The 16,600-nt window shown below is 72.8% G+C and carries 16 protein-coding genes; 6 read left to right on the top strand and 10 right to left on the bottom strand.

The annotated features are described in order from the left end of the window. Positions 1 to 319: 319 nt before the first annotated feature. Positions 320 to 1,048, top strand: coding sequence for a hypothetical protein (locus ABH925_RS23540; RefSeq protein WP_370150810.1), 729 nt, complete (start codon positions 320 to 322; stop codon positions 1,046 to 1,048). A gap of 158 nt (positions 1,049 to 1,206) precedes the next feature. Then, entirely contained in the window at positions 1,207 to 2,880 is a 1,674-nt protein-coding gene (locus tag ABH925_RS23535) for a molybdopterin-dependent oxidoreductase (protein WP_370150808.1), read from the top strand. On the opposite strand, the gene pqqE is transcribed toward ABH925_RS23535, so the two are convergent. The 10 genes from pqqE to ABH925_RS23485 all read right to left on the bottom strand — a co-directional run bounded on the left by pqqE (position 2,867) and on the right by ABH925_RS23485 (position 12,363). Further along, a complete protein-coding gene (gene pqqE, locus ABH925_RS23530; protein ID WP_370150807.1) occupies positions 2,867 to 4,027 on the bottom strand; it encodes a pyrroloquinoline quinone biosynthesis protein PqqE in 1,161 nt (386 codons plus the stop codon). The two genes, ABH925_RS23535 and pqqE, sit on opposite strands and share 14 nt — an antisense overlap. Next, a complete protein-coding gene (gene pqqD / locus ABH925_RS23525) occupies positions 4,015 to 4,278 on the bottom strand; it encodes a pyrroloquinoline quinone biosynthesis peptide chaperone PqqD (protein ID WP_370150806.1) in 264 nt (87 codons plus the stop codon). The genes pqqE and pqqD overlap by 13 nt, the downstream gene beginning before the upstream one ends. Next, complete coding sequence (pqqC, locus tag ABH925_RS23520; protein ID WP_370150902.1) at positions 4,275 to 4,985, bottom strand: pyrroloquinoline-quinone synthase PqqC; 711 nt, start codon at positions 4,983 to 4,985, stop codon at positions 4,275 to 4,277. The genes pqqD and pqqC overlap by 4 nt, the downstream gene beginning before the upstream one ends. Before the next feature lie 95 nt (positions 4,986 to 5,080). Then, positions 5,081 to 6,016: a pyrroloquinoline quinone biosynthesis protein PqqB gene (gene pqqB / locus ABH925_RS23515; RefSeq protein WP_370150805.1), complete on the bottom strand. Its 936-nt coding sequence runs from the start codon at positions 6,014 to 6,016 to the stop codon at positions 5,081 to 5,083. A gap of 9 nt (positions 6,017 to 6,025) precedes the next feature. Then, positions 6,026 to 6,133 carry a pyrroloquinoline quinone precursor peptide PqqA gene (pqqA, locus tag ABH925_RS23510; protein WP_370150804.1) on the bottom strand — a complete coding sequence of 36 codons (108 nt, stop codon included), beginning with the start codon at positions 6,131 to 6,133 and terminating at the stop codon, positions 6,026 to 6,028. Between the two features lie 162 nt (positions 6,134 to 6,295). Beyond that, the gene (locus ABH925_RS23505; RefSeq protein ID WP_370150802.1) at positions 6,296 to 6,622 is read right to left on the bottom strand and encodes a hypothetical protein; all 327 of its coding nucleotides are present in this window, start codon (positions 6,620 to 6,622) and stop codon (positions 6,296 to 6,298) included. Positions 6,623 to 6,704: 82 nt separating this feature from the next. After that, the gene (locus tag ABH925_RS23500; protein ID WP_370150800.1) at positions 6,705 to 7,934 is read right to left on the bottom strand and encodes a CaiB/BaiF CoA transferase family protein; all 1,230 of its coding nucleotides are present in this window, start codon (positions 7,932 to 7,934) and stop codon (positions 6,705 to 6,707) included. Beyond that, positions 7,927 to 9,732, bottom strand: a complete 1,806-nt coding sequence (locus ABH925_RS23495; protein WP_370150799.1) for an acyl-CoA dehydrogenase family protein — start codon at positions 9,730 to 9,732, stop codon at positions 7,927 to 7,929. The genes ABH925_RS23500 and ABH925_RS23495 overlap by 8 nt, the downstream gene beginning before the upstream one ends. 29 nt (positions 9,733 to 9,761) lie before the next feature. Then, positions 9,762 to 11,156: an MFS transporter gene (locus ABH925_RS23490; RefSeq protein ID WP_370150798.1), complete on the bottom strand. Its 1,395-nt coding sequence runs from the start codon at positions 11,154 to 11,156 to the stop codon at positions 9,762 to 9,764. 265 nt (positions 11,157 to 11,421) lie between these two features. Next, positions 11,422 to 12,363 (bottom strand): LysR family transcriptional regulator, encoded by a 942-nt coding sequence (locus tag ABH925_RS23485; protein WP_370150797.1) that lies wholly within the window; start codon positions 12,361 to 12,363, stop codon positions 11,422 to 11,424. A gap of 202 nt (positions 12,364 to 12,565) precedes the next feature. Here ABH925_RS23485 and ABH925_RS23480 point away from each other — a divergent pair, with 202 nt between their 5' ends. From ABH925_RS23480 to ABH925_RS23465, 4 genes are all read left to right on the top strand, one after another. Further along, entirely contained in the window at positions 12,566 to 13,339 is a 774-nt protein-coding gene (locus ABH925_RS23480; RefSeq protein WP_370150796.1) for a maleylpyruvate isomerase family mycothiol-dependent enzyme, read from the top strand. 117 nt (positions 13,340 to 13,456) lie between these two features. Then, positions 13,457 to 14,362 (top strand): LysR family transcriptional regulator, encoded by a 906-nt coding sequence (locus ABH925_RS23475; protein ID WP_370150795.1) that lies wholly within the window; start codon positions 13,457 to 13,459, stop codon positions 14,360 to 14,362. A 77-nt stretch (positions 14,363 to 14,439) separates the two neighbouring features. After that, positions 14,440 to 15,078: a cysteine dioxygenase gene (locus ABH925_RS23470; RefSeq protein ID WP_370150794.1), complete on the top strand. Its 639-nt coding sequence runs from the start codon at positions 14,440 to 14,442 to the stop codon at positions 15,076 to 15,078. Further along, positions 15,075 to 16,466, top strand: a complete 1,392-nt coding sequence (locus ABH925_RS23465; protein ID WP_370150793.1) for an FAD/NAD(P)-binding protein — start codon at positions 15,075 to 15,077, stop codon at positions 16,464 to 16,466. The genes ABH925_RS23470 and ABH925_RS23465 overlap by 4 nt, the downstream gene beginning before the upstream one ends. The last annotated feature ends 134 nt before the right edge of the window (positions 16,467 to 16,600 follow it).

The following is a 16,600-nucleotide window of genomic DNA, read 5'->3' as shown; positions in this document are numbered from 1 at the left end:
GTCCGGGTGCCCCGGCTCCGTGAGGCTGAGCCGGCGGTCCCGCTGACCTTTGGAGTGATGTGACGGCCTGGGTCCGGTGGGGCCGGTCAGAGCCGTTGGGCCCGGAGAGTCACGTGTGACCACCTGGCCCGAGCGAGCATAGAGGGAGGAAACCGCCCGGAACCGAACCTGGCGTCACCGTTAGGAATTCATAAGGGAGTTCGGGTGCTCGTGACGAATTCCTTACGGACGCTCCATGAACGGGAACACGGGAGACATCGACCGGACAACATCAATGCCACCGATCAGGATGGGCACCACCTGCAAGCGGGAGGCTCGAATGACCCCTGGAACGGCGCATCAGCCCGGCGGCCGGCGCCGCGGCCGGCGACACCGCCGTGCCCTGTGGCGGGCCGGAATCCTGCTCACCATGATGGCGGGAGTCACCGCGGCCACGGCGTCGGGCGTTCACTCCAAGGCGACGCAGCGGCCGTCCCCGGCCGCCGCGACGAAGGGCGCCCCGACCCACCCGGCCTCGGTCGGCACCCCCTACAGCGTCCCCTCCCCCGGCAGCTCGAACCCCGTCGGCCAATCCGGGAGCGGCCCGCAGGGCAGCAGCCAACAGGCAGGCGGCCGGCAGGGGGTGGGCTGGCAGGAGGTCGGCTGGGCGAACCACGGAAGCATGGACCACGACCCTGCGGTGTCGCACAGCGGCAGCGGATCCCTGCGACTCACCGCACCCGCAGGCGGATACGTCGTCGCGGATCTGGCCTCCCGCATGGCGATCGGGCCCGGGAGCCACACCTACTCCGCCTGGATCAGGACTCAAGGACCGTCAGGTCAGCAGGTCTGCCTGGACCTGCTCTTCTTCGACGACTCGGGCCGCCCGGTCGGCTCGGACCACAACGCGTTCTCGCTGGGCGGCACCCACGACTGGGAACACGTCTCGATCACCCTGGACACTCCCGTCGGCGCGGATCGGGGTGACCTCCAACTACGACTCAGTGACCAGGGGTTGAGTCAGGGCGGCGTCGCCTGGTTCGACGACGTCGCGGTAGCGGCGCCGTGAGGCGGCTGACCCGAGCCGTACGACTTCCGTAAGCAGCCGTCGCCCGCTCCGCCGCCCCCGGACGCTGTCTCATGGAGTCGCTCCGGACCGCGCGCTTCCGCTCGCGAGTGCCGGCAGTCGCACCCAGGGCACAGCGATGGACGGGAGATGTGAACGGAATGCGCAACAGCTCGAAGCACTCCGCAGGCACCAGGCAGCGCCCGCGCGGCAGACGACTACCGCGGGCGCTCCTCGCGGCGCTGAGCGGGCTGGTCGCGGCGTTCGCCGCCCTGGCCGTCGCCGAACTGGCGTCAGTGCCGGTACGGCCGCAGGCAAGCCCGGTCACGGCGGTGGGCGAATCGGTCATCGACCAGACCCCCGGCGCGGTCAAGGACTTCGCGGTGCGCAACTTCGGCACCAACGACAAGCTCATGCTGCAGCTGGGCATCCTGGTGCTGCTGGCCCTGTTCGCCGTGGTGCTCGGACTGCTCGCGGCGCGGCGGCGACGGACCGGTTCGCTCGGAGTACTCGCCTTCGGCCTGCTCGGTGCCCTTGCCGCCCGGTCCCGCCCGGACGCGGGCAGCTGGGACGCGCTGCCCTCGGTGGTCGGCGCGCTGGTGGGCGCAGCCCTCCTCTACTTCCTCGCGGGACGGCTGGCCTGGCGGCCACGGCCATGGCCGTGGCGAGCAGGTGCGTCGGGCACGACGGGTACGACGGGTACGACGGCCCCGCCAGGTGCGGCGGATGGAACCCCGGCTCCGGCGTACGACCGGCGTGGATTCGTCCTGCTGGCACTGGCTGCCTCGGTGGCCTCCACCGGGGCCGGGCTGCTGGGCCGGAAGCTGAACGCGGCCGGCGGCGCCAAGGCCGTGGCGTCCCGGGCCTCGGTCGTACTCCCCACCCCGGCGGCCACCGCCACAGCGGCGCCGCCGGGCGTCGACCTGAGGGTCCCCGGCCTCAGCTCCTTCACCACCTCCAACGCGAGCTTCTACCGGGTGGACACCGCCCTGGTCGTGCCCCAGGTCGACGCCGACACCTGGCGGCTGCGGATCCACGGCAAGGGCGTGACCAAGGAGTTGGACCTCGGGTACCACGACCTGCTCGGCCGCGGCGTGGTCGAGCGCGACGTCACCCTGATGTGTGTCTCCGACGAGGTCGGTGGCTCCTACATCGGCAACGCCACGTGGACCGGCGTTCCGCTGGCTCCGCTGCTGCGCGAGGCGGGGGTCCGGCCGCCCTCCCAGGGCGGGCCGGCCGACCAGTTGCTGGCCCGGTCGGTCGACGGCATGACCATCGGCAGCCCGGTGGAGGCCGTGCTGGACGGGAGGGACGCCCTGCTCGCCGTGGGCATGAACGGCGAACCGCTGCCGTTCGCCCACGGCTTCCCGGTGCGCATGGTCGTACCCGGGCTGTACGGCTATGTCTCCGCCTGCAAATGGCTGCAGGATCTGGAACTCACCAACTTCGCCGACTACGACGCCTACTGGGCGAAGCGCGGCTGGTCGGCGCAGGCCGCCATCAAGACCGAGTCCCGGATCGACACCCCCAGGGCGTCCGCCAGGGTCACCGCCGGGACGATCCCCGTCGCCGGTGTCGCCTGGGCACAGCGCAAGGGCATCGCACGGGTGGAGGTACGGGTGGACGGCGGCCCCTGGCACCCGGCCGTTCTCGCCGCCCAGGACACCACGGACACCTGGCGGCAGTGGGTCTGGCAGTGGCCTGCGACGCCGGGAGCGCACACCCTGGAGGTACGCGCGACCGACCGGACCGGCTACGCGCAGACCGACCAGAAGGTCGATGCCCGACCGAACGGCGCGACCGGATTCCACTCCGTAGCCGTCACCGTTGCCTGAGATCCGCCGCCTGCGGGTGGGAACGGCGCAGGTCGGCGGAGGAGCGGTAGGAGCGGGCGACCGGGGTGCCGTCGCCCGTGTCCGGTACCAGGTCGCGGATCAGTCCGTGGTCCGGGGAGAGGCCGCAGGCCGGATCGGTACGGGCGGCGTCGCCGGTGAGCGCGAACGCCTGGCAGCGGCAGCCGCCGAAGTCGGCGCTCCGGCGCGGGCAGCCACCGCACGGACCGGTCATCCACTCGGTGCCGCGATAGGCGTTGAAGGCGTGGGATTCGTTCCATGCCCAGGCCAGCGAGCGGTCCTTGACGTTCGGTGGGTCCAGGCCGGGGATCGATGCCGCCGTGGCGCAGGGCAGGACCGTCCCGTCGGGGGTGACAGTGAGGGAGACCGAGCCCCAGCCGCCCATGCACGGCTTGGCGACGCCCTCGAAGTAGTCCGGGACCACCCAGACGATCTGCGGCCGGGCGTCGGGACGGCCCTCGAAGCGGGCGTCGAGCCGGGTCCGCCAGGCCTCGACGGTCGCCACGGCCCGTCGCAGCTGGGCCCGCGACGGCAGCAGGCTGCCCCGGTTGAGCAGCGCCCAGCCGTAGAACTGCGCGTTGGCCAGTTCGATGCGGTCCGCGCCCCAGGACAGGGCGAGTTCGACGATGGCGTCCAGCGCGTCCAGGTTCTCCCGGTGCAGGACGACGTTGAGGCCGAACGGGAGCCCGCAGGCGCGGATCACGGCCGCGGCGCGCTCCTTGTCGGCGAAGGAACGGCGCCCGGCGATACGGTCGGAGGACGCCGGGTCGGCGTGCTGGACCGAGAGCTGGACCGAGCCCAGCCCGGCGCGGGCGAGCGCGTCCAGCCGCGGCGCGGTGAGGCCGACGCCGCTGGTGACCAGCTGGGTGTGGATCCCGGCCTGCTCGGCGGCGGCGACGATCTGCTCCAGGTCGGGCCGCAGCAGCGGTTCCCCGCCGGAGAGATGGGCCTGTACCACGCCGAGCCGGCCGGCCTGGGCCAGCACCTCGCACCACTGATCCGTCGTCAGCTCGTCGCCCCGACGGATGAGTTCGACCGGATTGGAGCAGTAGCCGCACTGCAGCGGGCAGGCGTGGGTGAGTTCGGCGAGCATGGCCCAGGGCGGCGCAGGGTGGTTCACGTCAGCCATCCCCTGGCCTGCACCCGCTGCAGGAAGGCCGGGACCTCCTCGGCGACCGGGGCCCCCGGGAACCGGCCGGCCAGCTCGTCGACGATCTCGTGGACCTCCCGGCTGCCGTCGCACAGGCGCAGGATCGCGCCCGCGTGCCCGTGCAGCACGACCACCTGTTCCGGCAGGAGCAGCAGGTCGGTGTCGCGGACCCGGTCATGACGCAGCGTCACCTGTCGGGCCCGGTTGGGCCGCCAGGCGATCCCGTTCACCGGTCTCCCTCGCGTCCGGCCCCGTCGATGGCGTCGAGCATGGACCACAGCACGTCGCACTTGCAGGACAGCGCGTCCAGCGCCCGCTGCTGCTCGGAGCGGGTCCGGGCCCAGCGCAGGACCAGGTCGAGGGCCTCCGTGCTGTCACGGTGGCCCTGGTCGATCCGCCGTCGGAAGTAGGCCAGGCCCTCGGGTTCGACCCAGGGGTAGTGGTCCTCGAACGCGTCGATGCGGTCGGCCATGATGGTGGGCGCGGCCAGTTCGGTCAGCGAGGACGCGACGGCGTCCAGGACCGGCCGCAGGCGGCAGAGGTTGACGTAGGCCTCCACGGCGAAGCGCACTCCCGGCAGCACCTGGCTGCCGGACCAGAGCTCCACCCTGGTCAGGCCGGCGGCTTCGCCCAGGCGCAGCCAGCGCTCGATGCCGCCGTCGTCGCCGTCCCGGCCGTCGTGGTCCTGGATCCGGCGGAGCCAGGCGCGGCGCAGCGCGGGCTGGTCGAGTTTCGCGAGGATCAGCGCGTCCTTGACCGGGATGTGGCGCTGGTAGTGGAACCGGTTGGTGATCCAGCGGCGCAGTTCGGCGCGGCTCAGCTCGCCCCGGTGCATGCGCAGGTTGAAGGGGTGCCGGTCGTGGTAGCGACGGGCCACCAGGTCCCGCAGCCGGTGCTCGAACTCGCCCGCGGTCCAGGGTGTGCCGTCGTCCGGCACGGTGGCGGATGTCGCGCCGTGCTCGGCGTCGGGTTCCGCGTCGGGCTCGGCGTCGGGTTCGGGTTCGGCGTCGGGTCGGGGCAGCAGGCCGGTTGTCACAGGTCGATCACCATTCCGTCGGTGGCCGTCCGGAGCCCGATCTCGGCGAGGACGCGGTGTTCCTGCGCATGCGGGTCGTTCAGCGGGTTGGTGTTGTTGAGGTGCGTGTAGAAGCAGCGGGCTTCGAGCCGGGCCAGGCGCTCGGCGGTCCCGGTGGGGCCGGTGACGGGCAGATGACCCATCTCGGTCGCGGTGCGCTTGGAGATCCCGCTGCGGACCGGCTCCTGGTCGTCCCAGAAGGTGCCGTCGAGGATGACGCAGTCGGCGGTCTCCGCCGCGGACCGCAGTTCCTCGCTCCAGACGCCGACGGCCGGTGCGTACAGGACTGCGGCACCGGTGGCGGGCTCGTCCAGCCGCAGCGCGACCACCCAGTCCTGCCCGGCGTCGGTGGCAGCGCCGGCGGCGGTGGCGTCGTCCTGCCGGGCGTAGCGCGGACGCTTCGCACTGACGGGAATCGCCGTCACCCGCAGGTCCGGCACGCCTTCGGGGCCCGCGCCGTCGAGATCCTGGGGGCGCCTGGTCAGCGGCCGCCAGCGGACCGAGGTGTAGGCGGTGAGCACGGCGTCCAGGCGCAGTTGCCCGCGCAGCGCCGCCGACACCGTGACGGTGGACCAGATGTCGAGCTCGGCCGCCTCACGCAGACGGGCGATGCCCAGGGTGTGGTCCAGCTCCGCGTCGGTGAGGATCACACCGGCGACGGGGGTGTGCCTGATGCCGGGCCCGGGGTGCAGCTCGGTGCAGGCCTCGATCTGTTCGCCGAGGTCCGGAGTGGCGTTGACGACGTACCAGCGGCCGGGACCGGCCCGGACCGCCAGCGAGGCGTGCCGTCGGCGGCGTTCCGGATGGGCGCGTGCCCCGGCGCAACCGGGGCACGCGCAGTTCCACTGGGGCAGGCCGCCGCCGGCGGCCGTGCCCAGCACATGCAGCCGCACGACTGGGGTTCAGCGGGTGCTGAGTGAGTAGGCGGTGACTTCGAGGGCGGTGTCGACGATCTCGAAGTCGGGTGACTGCCATGAGCTCTGAGCCGAGGTGTCGTCCTGCTCGGGCATGGTGCTTCCCTTCTGTTTGGAACGTACGAACGGGTGGTGCGGTCCGGATCCGGGAGGCCGTCGCCCCCGTCTCACTGTGGCTCAGCTGCGGGCTCGTCGCCACCGATGACACGCGCGCGTACGGGCGGTCCCGGCCCCGCGCGGCGTCGGCCGGTGGCGGGCTCATCGTGACTGCTCGGGGACCAGGACGAAGGCCGGGTCCCGTCCCGGTGCCGCCGCCGTCCGCCGCACGGCCGCTCCCAGCGAGACGGCGCCGGGGAGCACGCCGAGCAGCGCGCCCCGCAGCGTGAATCCCTCGTCCAGCCTGATCACGCACAGCTGCCGACGCTGCCGGGCGGAGGCGGTGGGCAGGAAGCGGCGAATCGTCCCGCCGCCGGTGCTTCCGGCCTCGGCCAGGTCGTCCGCACCGCACGCCGGGCAGAGCAGCCGCCCGGCGTCGGTCGGGGTCCGGCACCAGCGGCAGTACCGGTAGCGCAGCCCGGTGTCCACCGGCCCGGGCCCGGCGTCGTGCCCCGGCTGCTCAGGGCCCTGCCCGGGCCGGAGTGCGGGCGGGGCCGGATACCCGGACGTCTCAGCCGTCCTGGGCGGCCGGGCCGGGCCGGGGCCCGGTCAGGCGTTCGATGGCCTCGGCGTCGTAGCCGAGTTCGGCCAGCACCTCGCAGTTGTGCTGGCCCAGCATCGGCGGCGCCGTGCGCACACTGGGGCGCTCGCCCCGGAAGCTCACCGGGAACGCCACCTGCTCCAGCATTCCCACCACCGGGTGTTCCACCTTCTGGACCATCCCGAGCGCAGCCGTCTGCTCGGAGCCGTAGACCTCGTCCAGGGTCCGGATCGGCGTCACCGGGACACCGCCCGCCGTGAGCAGCGCGCACCAGTTCTCCACCGTGTCACCGCGCAGGGTCCGTTCGAGCTCCGCGTTGAGCTGCTCACGGTGCACCACCCGGTCCCGGTTCGCGCGGAACCGCGGGTCCGCCGCCAGGTCCGGGCGGTCGAGCAGCGCGCACAGCCGCTGCCACAGCGCATCACTGCCGACGGCGATCACGAAGTAGCCGTCCGAGGCGGGATACGCCTGGTAGGGGACCAGGCTCGGATGCCCCGACCCGAGCCGGGCGGGGGTCTCACCGGTGGCGAAGAAGCTGGTGGCCCAGTTGACGTGCAGGGCCAGCTGCGACTCGTACAGGGAGGTGGTGAGGTACTGGCCGGCGCCGGTCCTGGCGCGTTCGACCAGTGCGGAGACCACGCCGATGGTGCCGAACAGCGCGGCGCCCAGGTCTCCCATCGCGTAGCCGGCCTTCACCGGCGGCCCCTCGGGTTCGCCGGTGAGCGACATCAGTCCGGCCGCCGCCTGCGCGACCATGTCGTAGCCCGGTTCCCCGCGCAGCGGGCCGGTCTCGCCGAAGGCGGAGATGTGCAGCACCACCAGCCTCGGGTAACGCTCGCTCAGCCGGTCGTAGCGGAACACCTCCTGGAGGCTGCTTCCCGGCCGGAAGTTCTCAACGACGATGTCCGCGTCGGCGATGAGCCGGTGTGCGGCCTCCTGTCCGGCCGGGGACTTCAGGTCGAGGGTGACCGAACGCTTGTTGCGGTTGGCGGCGAGGTAGTAGGCGGAGTCGGGGCCGTTGAACGGCGGCCCCCACTGCCGGGTGGCGTCGCCGCCGTCGGGGTGTTCGACCTTGATGACGTCGGCGCCCAGATCGGCGAGCGACATGGTGACATAGGGACCGGCGAGGATCTTGGACAGGTCGACCACACGGATCCCGGCGAGGGGGGCCGGGTGCTGCGGTTCGGTGGGGCTAGGCATGGGTGCTCCCGGGGGTGGTTTCCAGCGCGGCCCGGGCCGCCTCGATCCCGACCGGGCCGCCCTCGGCGAGCTCGCCGAGGTGGGCCAGCGCGGACCGCACGGCCGAGGCGGGCATCGGGGCCGGACCGCCGGTACGGTCGGGGCGGTCGAGGGGGTCGAGCCGGCTCAGGTAGGTGTGTGCGACGAGCAGCTTGCGGTGCCCGAGGCCGGAACCGGCCTCGTAGGCGGCCTGTTCCAGCAGCAGCGAGGCCATCACGGTGCGTGCCGTCGCCTCGGCGAACCCGCCCGCGTCGGCCTGCTGCTCCTCCACCGGGCCGGCGAGGAGCAGCTCGCCCTGGACCGCCAGGGCGTTCCAGCGCCGGTCGAGGATGTCCGCGGCCGGCCGCACCTCCGGATCGTCCAGAGTGTGCAGCCGGCGCCGGTACACGTCCGCGAGCAGCCGGTGGGACCCGTCCTGTCGCAGGCAGCGCAGCACGTCGAGGGCGATGACGTTGGAGGAGCCCTCCCAGATGGATCCCAGGTGCGCGTCGCGCAGCAGGCGGGGGTTGACCCAGTCCTCGATGTAGCCGTTGCCGCCGCGGACCTCCATCGCCTCGGCGGTGACCGCGCGCGCCTGCTTGCAGACGGAGTACTTGGCCAGCGGGGTCAGCACCCTGACGAGCCGTCCGGCCTCCGCGTCGCCCGCGTCGGCGTCGTCGAGGCGGGCGGCCGACTCCAGCACCAGGCCGAGGGCGGCCTCGGTGTCGACGATCAGCGGCAGCAGCGTGGCGCGCATCAGCGGCTGGTCGAACAGGGGGCGGCCGAACACGACCCGCTGCCGGGTGTGGTCGACCGACTCCCGAACCGCCCGGCGCATCAGCCCGGCCGATCGCATGGCGTTGGACAGCCGCGAGACATTGAGCATCTCGGCCATCTGGCGGAAGCCGTGTTCCGGCTCGCCGACGGACAGCGCATGGGCGTCCTCCAGGGTGACCTCGCCGCTGGCCATGGAACGTGCCCCCAGCTTGTCCTTCAGTCGGTCGATCAGGTAGCTGTTGCGACTGCCGTCCGGGCGGAGCCTGGGGACCAGGAACATCCCCAGCCCCTTCGTCCCCTCGCCCTGCCCCGGCACCCGGGCCAGGGTGAGGATGACGTCGGCGGTGACGTTGGAGGCGAACCACTTCTGACCGCGCAGGGTCCAGTGCGAGCCGTGCCGGGTGGCCTCGGTGCCGGTCATGGCGATATCGGTGCCGCCCTGCCGCTCCGTCATGAACATCGCGCCGGTCGCCAGGCCGCGCAGGTCCGGGCTGCTGAGCGCGGCGATCTCCGGCGCGAACCGTACGGAGTCGAACAGGCGCAGCACCCGGGCGGCCGAGTCGGTCATCGAGACCGGGCAGAGCAGCCCGAACTCCGCCTGGGCGAAGACATAGGACAGGGCGTACTTCACCACGTGCGGGGCGGGGGCCGGCCAGCCCAGCACGCCGGGCCGGTGCGACAGCGCGGCGAGGCCAAACCGTTCGAAGGCCAGCTGCGACATCCGCGCGTAGGCGGGGTGGTACTCGACCTCGTCGACCCGCTCCCCCGCGGCGTCGTACTGACGCAGCCGCGGCGGGTTGGCGTCGGCGATCGCGGCGAGCCGGGCGAGCTCGCCGGCCGCGACCTGCCCGAGGTCGTGCAGCACCGGTTCGATGCGCCGGCGGTCGGCCTCGGAGAGCAGCCGGTCCAGGAGCGGGCGCAGGGCCGGGTCACGGTCCGCGAAGTTGTCGGCGGCGGGGCCGGAGGCTGCGGCCTCGGGGCCGGAGGTGCTGGCCAGGGCCATGGGAACCCTCTCTTCGAGTTGACGGATCATCAGACCTCGCCCACCTCGGCCAGTCCACGGCCGCTGGTGCGCAGACCGAGCGAGGCGATCAGCACCGCGCAGGCGACCATCAGCGCCGCCAGCAGCCAGAACGCACCGCGAGGGCCCCAGGCGCCGAGCGCGGCGAGCACGACATAGGGAGCCGCCAGTCCGCCGAGGTGCCCGACGCCGTCGGCGAGGCCCATGGCGGTGGCGCGGACACGGGTGGGGAAGACCTCCGAGGTGTAGACGTACCCCACGCCGGAGTTGACCAGGATGACCAGCGCGACCAGGAACGCCCCGGTCACCAGGCCGGTCGCCCCGGAACTGGTAGCCATGACGGCCAGACCCAGCGCGAAGACCAGGCTGGAGGCCGCGAGCAGATAGGTGCGCGGCACCCGCGCCAGGAGCAGCAGCGGCAGCGCCGCCCCCAGGGGGAAGGCGATGTCGCCGAGCGCGGTGTAGAACAGGCCGTTCGGCTGGTGCAGGGACATCCTGTCGAGCAGGACCGTCTCCTCACCGAGGAACCCGTACACGGTGAGGTACAGCAGGATCCAGTAGCCGGTGACCACGATGATGCGCTTGCGGTAGGGCGCGCGCAGCAGCGCCGTCAGCGCGACTCCGCCAGCCTGCGCCTGGTCCGGGACTGCTGCGGTGTGCTCGGCGTCCCGGGCGGGCACCGGGGCGAGTTCGCGGCCCTGTCCGCGCAGCCGCCGCTCCATCTCGGCCAGGACCCGGCCGGCCTCGGCCGCGCGTCCGTGCACGGCGAGCCAGCGGGGGGACTCCGGGACCCGGCCGATCAGTGCGGCGGGTATCACCGCCAGCGCGCCCACCGCCAGGACCAGCCGCCAGCCGATCGCGTCGACGTGCAGCAGTCCCAGCGCGATGAAGGGGGCCGCGGCGTCGCCCAGGCCCGCCCACACCACGTTGCGCTGGATGTTGCGTGCCCGGTGCGCGCTCGGGGACAGCTCGGTGATCAGCGTGGCCGACAGCGTGATCTGCGCCCCGATCCCCGCTCCGGCCAGCAGCCGGAACAGGGAGAGGGAGCTCAGGTCCCAGGAGAACGCGGATGCCGCCGAGGCCGCTGCCAGCAGCACGAGCGCCAGTCGCAGGGCCCGTCGGCGCCCGATCCGGTCGGCGAGGCTGCCGAAGACGTAGGCGCCCACCACGTATCCGGCCAGGCTGGTGGTCAGCGGCAGGGCCGCCTCGGCGCCGGAGAGGTGGAGGCTCCCGGCGAGGTCGGGCAGCACCGCGCCCAGCGCGATGATGTCGTAGAACGCGAAGAAGTAGGCGGCGGCGAAGACGGCCTTGGCCCAGGGGGAGATGCCCCACTGAGGCATGCGGTCCAGCCGGGCGTGCACCTCGGCGACCGTCGGTGCGTCGGGCGTGGCACTCGTCGTGGTCACCGTCTCGCTCCTTCCGCGGCGCGGACCGCCGGTCCGGCCGGAAGCCGGGATGGGCCGGGCACCGTGGCCGCCGCTCGGAGCGGAGGGGTCGTTCGGGGCGATGGAGGGAGCTGTGCGTGCGTCATGGCGGGCTCCTTGCACTGGGTGGGGGTCCCGTCATGCCAGGAGCGGGCGGATGTGGTTCACGGTGCGGCGTCGCCGCCGGGCGGACCTGCATGACGAGATGCAGATCACTCTGGACCCGGTGATTAGAACCTGTCCAAGACTAATCAGCGGGGTCGGTAAGACCACATCCGTCATAGTTGCTGCCGTCATAGTCGGCCGCCGTCGGCAGCGCGCTCTCGGCGACGCGAAGCACCGAGCGCAGTGCCGCCGAGGGGTTGTCCGTGCGCCAGGCGAGCCCGATCGGCAGCACCGGGACGTCGCCCGCGATCGGCCGGAAGACGACATGTTCCATCCGGATGTTCTGTGCCGAGCCCACCACGATCGCCACCCCGACCTCCGCCCCCACCAGGGTCAGCAGGTTGTACGCGTCCGGGGCCTCCTGAGTGACCATCGGTATGACGCCGGCGGTACGGCATGCCTGCACCATCGCGTCACGCACCGCCGAGCCGCGTGAGGCGGGGAACGCCACGAACCGCTCGTATGCGAGATCACCCAGGTCCACTTCGGTCTGCTCCGCGAGTGGATGGGTGTCGGCCAGCGCCACCACCAGGCGCTCCACCCGGACGACCCGCGCGGAGATGCCACGCGGGGTCGGCAGGGCCACGAAGCCCAGATCCAGCGCCCCGTCGGCGATCAGCGCCATCGCCTCGCCGGAGTAGGTCTGCCCCTTGAGCACGAACTCGATGCCGGGCAGCTCGGAGGTGATCGCCCGGGTCAGCCGGGGCAGCACGTCATAGCCGCTCGCCCCGGCGAATCCGACGGTGACGCGGCCGACCTCACCCAGCGTCGCCGCCCGGACCGCGCGCCTGGCCGTCGCCGCCTCCTCCAGCACCCGGCGCGCGGGCTCCAGCAGGAACTCGCCCGCCTCGGTCAGCCGCACCGAGCGGGTGCTGCGCTCGAAGAGCACCGCCCCCAGGTCGCGTTCCAGCAGCCGGATCTGCTGGCTCAGCGGTGGCTGGGCCATGTGCAGGCGCGCGGCCGCCCGGCCGAAGTGCAACTCTTCCGCGACCGCGACGAACGCCGCCAGATGACGTAGCTCCACGGCACCATCCTCCCAGCCCGCGCCCGATCGGCGAGGGCCGAGGCCGCCCCGTTCGCCGTCCGGTTCGTCGCCGCGCTGCGGCGCCCACCCCGGGGCGTCGGATTACTTGACTTCCTTAACTATCGAGGCCTACCGTTCCCCTCATTGCTTGAAGACTTCAACCATCAAAGTCCTCAATCGACCATCAGAGAGGCACGACGCCATGGACACCGCGCAGCACCCCGATCACCGCGCCGCCGTGGCGGCCGAGACCGTCCGGTTCACCGCCGTGGTCAAGGGCGCCGACCTGGCGACCCCGGTACCCGGCTGCCCCGGCTGGACGCTGGCCGACCTGGTCAAGCACGCCGGCAGCGTGCAGCGCTGGTTCTCGGTCCTGCTGCACTCCCGCCTCCAGGAGCCCCCGCGCAGCCGCGAGGTGGACCTGCGCCTTCCCGCCGAGGAGGACGGCTACCCCGACTGGCTCGCCGAGAGTGCGACCGTGGCCGCGGACGCGTTCGCGGCCACCGACCCGGACCTGCCGATGTGGGCGTGGGGCGCCGACCAGCACGCCCGGTTCTGGGCGCGCCGGATGCTCTTCGAGACGCTGCTGCACCGCGCCGACGCCGAGCGCGCGCTCGGGCTCCGTCCCGAGATCGACCGTGCGCTCGCCGTCGACGGGATCGACGAGTTCCTGGTCAATCTGCCCTTCGCCGGCCTCTTCGCACCCAAGGTGGCCAACCTGCGCGGCACCGGCGAGACCATCCGCTTCCGTACCACCGACGCGGACGGCGACTGGCTGGTGCGGCTGCGCCCCGACGGCTTCGGTCTGGAGCCGGCCGGCGCGGCGGCGGAGGGCGGCGCCGACGCGACCGTCCAGGGAACGGCCGCCGACCTGCTGCTGTTCGTCTACGGACGCCTGGCCCCCGGTGCCGAATCCCTCACGCGGCAGGGGAACCCGGAGCTGCTGGCGAACTGGTCCGCCAACTCCGCCTTCTGAGGCGCGCAGTGCGCCCTCCCGGCCGACGGCTCCCAGCCGTGCCGGGAGGGCGCGGCCTGGCCGAAAACCGGGAATTGCCCGCCCGATGAGCCCCCAATTTCCGCTTATGATGCAGGGGTGCTGGACTCACGCCATCTCGCCACCTTTCACGAAGTAGTCGGCGCGGGTTCGTACTCCGCGGCTGCGCGGACTCTGGGCTGCACCCAGCCCGCGATCACCCAGCAGATGAAGGCGCTGGAGCGCAGCGTCGGGATGCCGCTCTTCGTCCGCGTCGGTCGCCGCCTCGGACTGACCGAGGCCGGGGAGGCGCTGGCCCGGCACACCGGCGTGATCCTGGATCATCTGTCGGCGGCGGAGCAGCAGTTGCACTCCCTGGCACGGCTGCGCGGCGGGCGGGTGCGGATCTGCGCCTTCCCGAGCGCGAACGCGACCCTGGTGCCGGAGGCGATCGCCCGGCTGCTCGCCGATCATCCCGGCATCCGGGTCGAGCTGCAGGAGGAGGAGCCGCCGGCATCGCTGCGGCGTCTCCCGGAGGGCAGCTGCGACATCGCTCTGGCCTTCAGCTATCCGGGCTTCCAGGTGGGCGCCTCGGCGGATCTGATGGAATATCCGCTGATGGAGGACCTGCTGACGGTGCTGCTCCCGGTCGGGCACCCGGCCGCGCGGCGGCAGACCGTCCGCCTGCCCGACCTCGCCGCGGAACGCTGGATCGCCGGCTGTCCGCGGTGCCAGGCCAACCTGCTGCACGCCTGCGCGGAACAGGGCTTCACCCCTGACATCGTGTTCGCGACCGACGACAACCTCGCGATCCAGAACCTGGTCTCGGTGGGTGCGGGAATCGCCCTGATGCCCGCCCTCGTGCTGGCCTTCCTGCGCCACGACAAGGTGACCGCGCGGGCGGTGGAACCGCATGCCCGGCGCCGGATCGCCGCCTACGTGCTGCGCGAGCACGCGCAGGTTCCGGCGATCGCCCAGGTGCTGAAGGTACTCCAGGAGGCCGCATCCGCTCACGACGGATGCTGACGAGGGATAAGCATTCGTTGGGAATACCCAACAGGGCATTATTGGACACGAATCATCGTGGCCACCACATTCGACTCATGGCATCCTCCGGTGCGCTCAGCGCGATCGGCGTCGGCACGACGCCGCGAATCGACCATCTCGTCCTCGCGATTCGCGAGGTCGTCGAGCGCGGCCTGCCGCCGCAGACGACGGCGGACCGGGTCGCCCGGCTCCTTGAGCCGTCGCTCGGCGACCCCCGGCTGCTCAGCGCCGCGCAGCAGGAGGGCGACCCCGCGAGCTACCGTCAGCATCTCCTGCACGCGGAGGCCGACGGCAGCTTCTCGCTGGTGGCGCTGGTCTGGCTGCCGGGCCAGCAGACCACGATCCACGACCACCTCTGCTGGTGCGTCTCCGGAGTCCACCGGGGTCAGGAGACCGAGCGCCGCTACCGGCTGGCGCCCGGCGGCCGGACGGCTCGGCTGCTCCTGGACCGCAGCGTCGTGAACCGGACCGGCGCACTCTCCGCGATCGCCCCGCCCGGCGACATCCACCAGGTCACCAACACCGGTTCGACAAAGGCGATCTCGCTGCACGTCTACGGGGCGGACGTCTCCAGGCTGGGGTCCAGCGTCCGCCGGGTCTACCGCGCCCCAGTCGATGATGACGAACAGTCAGTCGACCGTCCCTGCCGGGAGTCCCCCGTCGGGAGCCGACGCCCGGGAGTGACGGCACCGTGACGAACCCGATCCGTCCCCTCCTCAGCATCGCCGTCGTGGGCGCGGGAGCCGCGGGCACCCTGACCGCCATGCGCCTGCTGCGTCACGCCGCCGCGCACGGCGGGACCTCCTGTCAGGTCTGGCTGATCGATCCCGAACCCACCGGCCGCGGCCTGGCGTTCGGCACGGACGCGCCGCATCACCTGCTCAACGTCCCGGCCGCCAACATGAGCGCCCACTGGGACGAGCCCGACCACTTCACCCGCTGGCTCGACCGGCACGGACACGGCGAGGTCTTCGCCCCGCGTGGCCTCTACGGTCGCTACCTCGCCGACAGCCTGGACGTCGCGACCGAACTGGACGGTGCGCCCCCGCTCCTGCGGATCCACGAGCGCGTCGTCGGGATCAGCCATGACGAGGACGCGGACCGCTCGTCGCTGGCCCTGCGGTTCGAGACCGGACAGGTCCTCAGGGCCGACGCCGCGGTGCTGGCGCTGGGCAACTTCCCGCCCGACCAGAGCTGGGCACCGCCCGCGCTCCGCGACTCGGCGAGGTTCGTCGCCGACCCGTGGGCACCCGGATTCGAGGCGGCCGTCGCCGGTGCCGACGACGTCCTCCTCGTCGGCACCGGCCTGACCATGGTGGACATCGCGCTCACCCTCCAGCGCCCGGGACGCGTCGTCCGCGCCATCTCCCGCCACGGGCTGGTCCCGCAGCCGCACGCCGCCTCCCTGCCCGCACCGGCGGAGACCCCGCACCTGGACGCCCACGGCGGCCTCGCCGACCTGCGCCGCACGGTGCTGCGGCACCTGGCCCGGTGCCGCCGCACCCACGGTGACTGGCGACCGGGCGTGGACAGCCTCCGCCAGGTCACCAGCGCCCTCTGGCAGCAACTCCCCCCGGCCGACCGGTCCCGCTTCCTGCGCGACGACCTCCGCCGCTGGGAGACGCACCGGCACCGGATTCCGCCGAGCAGCGCCGCGGTGCTCCAGGAGGCCGTCGACACCGGCCGGGTCACGATCGGCAGCGGCGCGGTGGCCGATGCCACGGTCGGCGCGGACGGCGTCCGCCTGGTCCTGGCGGACGGCCGCGTCCTGTCCGTCGAAGCGGTGGTGAACTGCACCGGCTCCCAGAGCGACCTCACCCGCGTCGACGACCCGCTGGTCACCGCCCTGCTCGGAGCAGGGCTGGCGGTCCCCGCTCCGGTCGGGGGAGGCTTCGGGACCGAAGCGGACGGCCGGCTCCTCGCCGCGCCGGACCGGGCCCAGGCCCCGCTGTGGACCCTGGGCGGGCTCCGGCGGGGCGACCTGCTGGAGACCACCGCGATCCCCGAGATCCGCCGGCAGGCCGACGCCCTCGCGGTCACCCTCCTCAGCCGCACCCGGACGCTCACACCGGCAGGGGGCTGACAGCCCCGCTGACCGCAGGCACGGCACGCACAGCCGGTGACAGTCACGGGCAGGTCCGACGACCGGCGGTCAGCTCGCGGCGTCGGCGGTTGTCCGCCCCCGGTCCCTCGATGCGTGACGCGCTCTTGCCGTGG

This window comes from Streptacidiphilus sp. EB129 (assembly GCF_041262645.1).
GTDB lineage: Bacteria > Actinomycetota > Actinomycetes > Streptomycetales > Streptomycetaceae > Streptacidiphilus.
This window is presented reverse-complemented; position numbering and strand designations above follow the sequence as displayed.

Excerpts from the sequence above, each read along its gene's own strand:
- ABH925_RS23540 (WP_370150810.1), top strand. The coding sequence starts at position 320 with ATGACCCCTGGAACGGCGCATCAGCCCGGCGGCCGGCGCCGCGGCCGG.
- ABH925_RS23535 (WP_370150808.1), top strand. The coding sequence starts at position 1,207 with ATGCGCAACAGCTCGAAGCACTCCGCAGGCACCAGGCAGCGCCCGCGC.
- pqqE (WP_370150807.1), bottom strand. The coding sequence starts at position 4,027 with ATGGCTGACGTGAACCACCCTGCGCCGCCCTGGGCCATGCTCGCCGAA.
- pqqA (WP_370150804.1), bottom strand. The coding sequence starts at position 6,133 with ATGCCCGAGCAGGACGACACCTCGGCTCAGAGCTCATGGCAGTCACCC.
- ABH925_RS23500 (WP_370150800.1), bottom strand. The coding sequence starts at position 7,934 with ATGCCTAGCCCCACCGAACCGCAGCACCCGGCCCCCCTCGCCGGGATC.
- ABH925_RS23495 (WP_370150799.1), bottom strand. The coding sequence starts at position 9,732 with ATGGCCCTGGCCAGCACCTCCGGCCCCGAGGCCGCAGCCTCCGGCCCC.
- ABH925_RS23480 (WP_370150796.1), top strand. The coding sequence starts at position 12,566 with ATGGACACCGCGCAGCACCCCGATCACCGCGCCGCCGTGGCGGCCGAG.
- ABH925_RS23470 (WP_370150794.1), top strand. The coding sequence starts at position 14,440 with ATGGCATCCTCCGGTGCGCTCAGCGCGATCGGCGTCGGCACGACGCCG.